The sequence below is a fragment of the Leisingera sp. UBA4491 genome, from assembly GCF_002388965.1.
Taxonomy (GTDB): Bacteria; Pseudomonadota; Alphaproteobacteria; order Rhodobacterales; family Rhodobacteraceae; genus Leisingera; species Leisingera aquaemixtae.
In genome coordinates this window covers 1-2,625 of record NZ_DGNN01000012.1, presented here as the reverse complement: position 1 = coordinate 2,625, position 2,625 = coordinate 1, and the positions used below count along the sequence as shown (strand labels likewise).

The 2,625-nt window shown below is 66.5% G+C and carries 2 protein-coding genes; both read right to left on the bottom strand.

Going from position 1 to position 2,625, the window contains the following annotated elements; genetic code table 11:
• Nucleotides 1–175: 175 nt before the first annotated feature.
• Nucleotides 176–931 (bottom strand): DeoR/GlpR family DNA-binding transcription regulator, encoded by a 756-nt coding sequence (locus B2P87_RS05835; protein ID WP_259964260.1) that lies wholly within the window; start codon nt 929–931, stop codon nt 176–178.
• A gap of 424 nt (nt 932–1,355) precedes the next feature.
• A partial coding sequence (glyA, locus tag B2P87_RS05830) for a serine hydroxymethyltransferase (protein WP_286852229.1) occupies nt 1,356–2,625 on the bottom strand: 1,270 nt, incomplete at its 5' end.

Sequence of the window (2,625 nt, the reverse complement as noted above, 5' to 3'; positions counted from 1 at the left end):
TCAGAAAGGTCAGGATCGCCATATCAGGTTCCGGTTTCCCCGCCGTGGCAGGAGGTCTCTGCCGTGAGGACTATCATAACTCTATCAGCACAGCCCGGCCGCGGGCGCAACGGGGACGCGCAGCACGGCCTGGGTTTCCAGCCCCCAGGCGCGGCCCGAGCTGATGTCAGATCCCTCAACCGTCCGCCCCGGGCGCGATATCGGTCTTTATCCCCCAGCCGGAGAGAGCTGCGGCCAGCTTCCTGCCAGGGGCCTGATCCGTGAACAAAAGATCAATCCTGCGCGGCGACGGGCCGCAATGCGGTGCGGTTTCGTCAAATTTGGGGTGCGCAATGGCGACAGCGAGCTGTTCGGAGCACTCCGCAACAACGCGCGCCAGCTGCGCCTCGGCCGCGCTGTGGTAGAGAATCCCCTGCTTGGCGGAGAACCCGTCCGCCGACAGGATCGCCAGGTCCAGCGCGAAGCGGCGCACCTGCTGTTCCGTGACAAAGCCGAAGGTTCCGCGCTCGTTGCTTTGCAATTCACCGCCCAGGAAATGAACCCGGTTGCCATTGTGGTTTGCCAGTGTCTGCGCGGCCCCTACGGAGTTGGTCACCACGGTCAGGCCTGACTTCTGCCGCAGCTCCTCGGCCACAAAGGCGGTGGTGGAGCCGACATCCAGAAACAGCGCCATGCCATTGCGGACATACGCCGCCGCGCGGGCTGCAATCCGCGCCTTTTCCTTCTGGTTCTCGGAAATCCGCCGGGCAAAGCTGGTCGCGCTTTGCGGCCCGGCCAGGAAGGCGCCGCCATGCACCCGCTGCACCGCGCCCGCTTTGTCCAGCGCCTTGATGGTGCGGCGCACGGTCTCCTCTGAGACGTCGAGCATCCTGGCAAGCTCCGCACTGCGGGCCGAGCCGCCAAGGCGCCGCAAGGCGTCCACAAGCTCCATTTCACGGTGGGAGAGGGCAAGAGAGTCCGGCAAGAGGCACCCCATTGGCAACTTAAGTCTTCACTCGATTAGGCATGGCCCGCCGCCGCATTACAACACCGCCCCACAATATCCCACAATTTTTTGGGATTTTCCGGCGGATAGGCCATAAACGCCCCGCAAACGCGCGCACCGCCCGTCCAGCGGCGGAGGCGCTCCCGCCCCTTTCCGGCCTGCCTGCGGCCGTCGCGAAAGCGTTGGGCGGGGCGCCGTGCGGGCCGCACGGCGCGGGCAGCGCCCCTCTTAGGGGCGCTGCCGGGCCCAAGGCCCGTGCCGGGGCATCTGCGATGCACCGGCGGGGCGCGGGAGGGCTGCCTTTGCGGCAAAGAATAACCGCCGCGGCTGATGGGCCGCGGCGGTTCGTTTCTGTCAGTGCCGTAAAGGCTTACAGGTTCGGGTAGAGCGGGAATTTGGCGCAGAGGTCCGCCACCTTGGCGCGCACCGCCGCTTCCACATCCGCGTTGCCCTCTTCACCGCTGGCCGCCAGCCCGTCTATCACCTCGATGATCAGGTCGGCGATCTGGCGGAACTCCGCCTCGCCGAAGCCGCGGGTGGTGCCCGCCGGGGTCCCGAGGCGCAGGCCCGAGGTCACGGTGGGCTTTTCCGGGTCGAACGGGATGCCGTTCTTGTTGGTGGTGATATGGGCACGGCCCAGCGCCTTGTCGGCAATGTTGCCGGTCACGCCCTTGGGCCGCAGGTCGACCAGCATCACATGGGTGTCGGTGCCGCCGGTCACGATGTCCAGGCCGCCCTTGATCAGCTGGTCCGCTAGCGCCGCCGCGTTGGCCCGCACCTGCTTCTGGTAGGCCTTGAACTCCGGCTTCAGCGCCTCGCCGAAGGCCGCCGCCTTGCCTGCGATCACATGCATCAGCGGGCCGCCCTGAATGCCCGGGAAGATCGCCGAGTTCACCTTCTTGGCAATCGCCTCGTCATTGGTCACGATCATGCCGCCGCGGGGGCCGCGCAGGGTCTTGTGGGTGGTGGTGGTGGCGACATGCGCGTGCGGGAACGGCGAGGGGTGCTCACCGGCGGCGATCAGGCCCGCGATGTGGGCCATGTCGACCATGAAATAGGCGCCGACGCTGTCCGCGATTTCACGGAACTTGGCAAAGTCGATCTGGCGCGGGATGGCGGAGCCGCCGGCGATGATCAGCTTGGGGCTATGCTCGGTGGCCAGCGCCTGGATCTGGTCGTAGTCGATCCGGTTGTCATCGCGGCGCACGCCGTAATGCACGGCGTTGAACCACTTGCCCGACTGGTTCGGCGCAGCACCATGGGTCAGGTGGCCGCCGGAGGCCAGATCCATGCCCAGGATGGTGTCGCCGGGCTGCAGCAACGCCTGGAACACGCCCTGGTTGGCCTGGCTGCCGGAGTTCGGCTGCACGTTGGCATATTCGCAGCCGAACAGCTGCTTGGCGCGGTCGATCGCCAGGTTTTCGGCGACGTCGACATACTGGCAGCCGCCGTAGTAGCGGCGCCCCGGGTAGCCTTCGGCGTATTTGTTGGTGAGCACGGAGCCTTGCGCTTCCATCACCGCGGCGGAGACGATGTTCTCGGAGGCAATCAGCTCGATCTCGTCGCGCTGGCGGCCCAGCTCGGCCGTGATCGCGCTAAAAAGCTCAGGATCGCGCTCGGCGAGGGGCTGGGTGAAAAAG

Bases quoted from the DNA above. Each gene is read 5' to 3' on its own strand.
- B2P87_RS05835 (WP_259964260.1), bottom strand. From the start codon at position 931: ATGGAGCTTGTGGACGCCTTGCGGCGCCTTGGCGGCTCGGCCCGCAGT.